The sequence below is a fragment of the Limnospira sp. PMC 289.06 genome, assembly GCF_032350395.1.
In the GTDB taxonomy this organism is placed as follows: Bacteria; Cyanobacteriota; Cyanobacteriia; order Cyanobacteriales; family Microcoleaceae; genus Limnospira; species Limnospira platensis.
Window position 1 is genome coordinate 1 of record NZ_JARPLC010000216.1, and the last position, 4,209, is coordinate 4,209.

The 4,209-nt window shown below is 52.8% G+C and carries 3 protein-coding genes; all 3 read right to left on the minus strand.

The genetic code is table 11. The features are described from left to right. Positions 1-223: 223 nt before the first annotated feature. Positions 224-1,054 (minus strand): nitrate ABC transporter ATP-binding protein, encoded by an 831-nt coding sequence (locus P5674_RS23455; protein WP_006616417.1) that lies wholly within the window; start codon positions 1,052-1,054, stop codon positions 224-226. A gap of 159 nt (positions 1,055-1,213) precedes the next feature. Further along, the gene (locus P5674_RS23460; RefSeq protein ID WP_006616416.1) at positions 1,214-3,226 is read right to left on the minus strand and encodes an ABC transporter ATP-binding/substrate-binding protein; all 2,013 of its coding nucleotides are present in this window, start codon (positions 3,224-3,226) and stop codon (positions 1,214-1,216) included. Between the two features lie 64 nt (positions 3,227-3,290). Further along, positions 3,291-4,127 (minus strand): nitrate ABC transporter permease, encoded by an 837-nt coding sequence (ntrB, locus tag P5674_RS23465; RefSeq protein WP_014276966.1) that lies wholly within the window; start codon positions 4,125-4,127, stop codon positions 3,291-3,293. Positions 4,128-4,209 lie beyond the last annotated feature (82 nt).

Sequence of the window (4,209 nt, forward strand, 5' to 3'; positions counted from 1 at the left end):
TAAAAGCTTTGCGGGATACCGCCTCTGTTACCTTAACGGGTAATAGTGCTATCGTCGCATTGTCAGGCAATAGCCGGATAAATGTCGCGTAAATGTATCAGATTTGAATATCTGAAACTGTTACAATCTGACGCAAACGTATTATTCCCCAGCCGCCAAGAAGTGCCTCAGAAACGGGGGTGGGGACCATTTCATCCAGAGGCGTAAAGGATTCTTCTGGGCTTTAGGTGTCGTCGTGGGCGTAACGACGATAGAGGAAGTCTAGGGCTTCGTTGCGTAGCTCGTAGTATTCTGGCTGTTCCATGAGTCGGGTGCGATCGCGCGGCCGAGGGAAGGGTAAGTCGAGGATTTCACCAATGCGGGCGGCCGGGCCGTTCGTCATCATGACCAGGCGATCGCCCAGGAAGAGGGCTTCGTCGATATCATGGGTAATCATGAGTACGGTGACTTTGTGATCGGCCCAGATTTGTAGCAGTTCTTCTTGCAGTTCTTCCCTGGTGATGGGATCGAGAGCGCCGAAAGGTTCGTCGAGAATGAGGACTTTGGGGCGCAGGGCTAAGGCTCTGGCGATGGATACCCGTTGTTTCATTCCCCCGGAGAGTTCTTTGGGCTTCTTGTCGGCGGCCTCAGTTAAGCCCACCAGTTCCAGATGTTCTTGCACGATCGCCACTTTGTCCCGTTGTTTGAGCTTGGGAAAGACGGAGTTGACAGCCAGGAAGATATTCTCGTAGGCGGTTAGCCAGGGCAGGAGGGCATAGTTTTGGAAGACCACCATGCGATCAGGCCCGGGTTCTTTAATTCGTCGTCCTTCTAAGCGAACTTCTCCTTCGCTGGGTTGACGGAAGCCGGAAACCATATCCAGGAGGGTGGATTTACCACAGCCGGAGTGCCCAATCAGACATAAGAATTCTCCTTCCCGGACGGTGAGTTGGATGTTGTCGAGAACTCGATAGGGCCCCTCTGGGGTGGCATAGGTTTTGCTAAGGCCATCAATGACCAGATAAGAGTCATTGGTGGTGTAGGTGTGGGAGGTGGAGTTGGTTACAGTTTGCATTGGGTAAGAAGGAAATAGGGAACTCTTAACTCTTAACTCTTAACAGGGGGGAAGAAGGCAATAGGGGGAAGAAGGCAATAGGCAGTAGGTAGCAGGGGTGAAAGAGGAATGGGGGGTCGGTTCTCCTCTGGGGATGGCTTAGGGGTGGGTTCTTTGGGATTAGGCGGCGGAGAGTTCTCGGGGGGCTGGGTTGATATCGATTTCTGTGATGGTTAGGTTGGTTTTGATTTGTAGTTGTTCTAGGTAATGGATGGGATCGTCTGGGTTGAAAATAGCCCCGTCGAAGAGGATGATGGGATAGCGATCGCGGCCAATGTCCATCATGTTTAAGCCTTGGGCGGCTTGGGAGAACATATCGAGACGGCGGACGCGATCAATGACTTCAATCCAGTTGCGGGGGAAGGGGGTAATGCCCCAACGGGCCATTTGGGTGAGAATCCACAGGGCTTCGGTGCGATCGGGACAGTTGGTTTTGTCGCAGAAGAACTGGTTGTAGCGGGGGATAGGTTGGGGGTCGCCGATGCCTTTGTTGTAGGCATCAATGAAGCCGGGACGGGTGTAGATGGGGTCGGACCCGACATATTCGGGACGACAGATGAGGTCTAAAACCTCTTCCCGATGACGCATATCGTCGCAGTAGTCGCAGGCTTCTAAGAGGGCTTGGATGAGGGCTAGATGGGTTTTGGGGTGAGTTTGCGCCCAGTCTTCCCGGACTCCGAGGACTTTTTCGCAATGGCCAGACCAGATTTCCGGGTCGGTGGCCATGACGAAACCGATGCCTTCATGGACGGCGCGGGAGTTCCAGGGTTCGCCGACACAGTAGCCGTCGATGTTGCCGGCTTTGAGGTTGGCGACCATTTGTGCGGGGGGAATGATGACGATATCCAGGTCGCGATCGGGGTCGATGTCAGCGGAGGCGAGCCAGTAACGTAGGATGAGGTTGTGCATGGAGGTGGGATGCACGGCTCCCAGGGTGAGTCGTCGGTCGGGGTAGGCGGCGATAAAGCCTTTGAGATCGGCGAGAGTTCGCACCCCTTCCTCGTAGAAGTGACGATGGAAGGTGATGGCGTTGCCGTTGCGAGAGAGGGTCATGGCGGTAATGACGGGCAGGGGGGTATGGTTATCCCGGCCTATGGTCATTCCGAGGGGCATTCCGGCAACCATTTGGGCTGCGTCGAGGCGTTGCTCTCGAATGCCCGATTCGATCGCGTTCCAACTGAGTTCGCGACTGAGGGTGACTTGGGTCAAGCCATGTTTGGCGAAGAATCCCCGTTCTTTAGCCACCACGAGGGGGGCGCAGTCGGTGAGGGGGATGAAGCCTAGGTTGAGGTTGACTTTTTCTAAGCCGTTTTCGTGAACTTCGATGGGTTGGGGTTGGCTTTGGCGTTTCTTGGCCCGTCGCTGTTGGTTGAGGAAATAGACGATCTCGTTGCGGAGTCCGTAGTAGTTGGGATCTTTGACCACCGAGACATGGGTGCGGGGCCTGGGGATGGGGACATCGAGAATTTGCCCGATGTATGAGGCGGGGCTGTTGGTGAGGAGGACGATGCGATCGCTCAGGAGGAGGGCTTCGTCCACGTCATGGGTGACCATGATACAGGTGACTTGGCTTTCCTCGCAGATACGCATCAGTTGTTCTTGCAGTCCCCCTCGGGTCAGGGCATCTAGGGCTCCAAAAGGTTCGTCCAGGAGGAGGAGTTTGGGGCGGATAGCCAGCGACCGGGCAATGGCAACCCGCTGTTTCATGCCCCCGGAGAGGTGGGCGGGGCGTTTATGGGCCGCATGACGTAAGCCCACTAGGTCAATGTGATGTTCAATGATACCGCGTTGTTCTCCTCGGGGGCGATCGCCCATAACGGATTCGACCGCCAAGGCGATGTTTTCTCGCACCGTTAGCCAGGGCAGCAGAGAATAGTTTTGGAATACCACCATGCGATCGGGTCCCGGCTCTGTCACCTGGCGACCTTCTAGGATGATGCCCCCTCGGGTAGGTTTATCGAGTCCGGCAATTAGGTTTAAGAGGGTTGATTTACCACAGCCGGAATGACCCACCAAGGAGATAAATTCACCTTTACGAATCTTGAGTTCAATGTTACTCAAGGCAACATAAGTGCCTCCATTAGGGAGATTAAAGACTCGTTCAATATGGTCAACTTCAGCAAAAATAGACATGGGCTTTAAGCAGGAGTAGGGGACAACGAAATCAGAACAGAAGACAGCTAATTAATTATTGAGCTTAGTCTTCAGACACCACCAAACTGGCCAAGAAGGTAATAAACTTATCCAGCAGTAGGCCGACGACCCCGACATAAATCACCGCTAGGATAATGTCACTCATGCGAGAACTGTTCCAGGCATCCCAGATAAAGAAACCAATACCCACACCACCAATCAACATTTCGGCGGCGATAATTGCCAGCCAAGACAGACCAATCCCAATCTTGAGTCCCGTAAAAATATAGGGAACCGTTGCCGGGAAGAGGATTTTAAAGAAATAGGTCTTGCGGTCAAGTCGTAGCACCCGTGACACATTATTATAATCCTGAGGAATTTGCCGCACTCCCTCAGTTGTATTGATAATAATCGGCCAAATTGCTGTAATAAAAATCACAAAAATAGCCGAAGGGTTTGCTCGCTCAAAGCCTGCCAAGGAAATCGGTAGCCAAGCCAAGGGGGGAATCGTTCTCAAGATTTGAAAAATCGGGTCTAAGGCACGGTACATTAGAGTGTTCGTACCAATCAGAACTCCTAACGAGACTCCCACCACCACAGCGAGGGAGAACCCCAAGGCCACCCGTTGCAAACTCGTCAAAATTTGCCAGAATAGCCCCTTATCAATGCCGCCGTGGTCAAAAAACGGGTCGATAATCAATTCCCAAGTTTCTGACACTGTGCGGATAGGACCGGGCAACGTCGAATCGGAAACAGCCGTGAACACCTCCCAAACAACCAGGAAAATCAGAATAGCAACCGCAGATGGAATCAGCTTTTTCCCCTTGTTAAGAACGGCTTTAAGCCACCGTTGTGGGGAAAATTTAAATTTATGGCGTCGGCGATAAGTAGGAGAAGTCATAGGTTCATGAGGAGAGAAGGGGACAGGGAACTGATACATTTACGCGACATTTATCCGGCTATTGCCTGACAATGCGACGATA

Bases quoted from the DNA above. Each gene is read 5' to 3' on its own strand.
- P5674_RS23460 (WP_006616416.1), bottom strand. From the start codon at position 3,226: ATGTCTATTTTTGCTGAAGTTGACCATATTGAACGAGTCTTTAATCTC.
- P5674_RS23455 (WP_006616417.1), bottom strand. From the start codon at position 1,054: ATGCAAACTGTAACCAACTCCACCTCCCACACCTACACCACCAATGAC.
- ntrB (WP_014276966.1), bottom strand. From the start codon at position 4,127: ATGACTTCTCCTACTTATCGCCGACGCCATAAATTTAAATTTTCCCCA.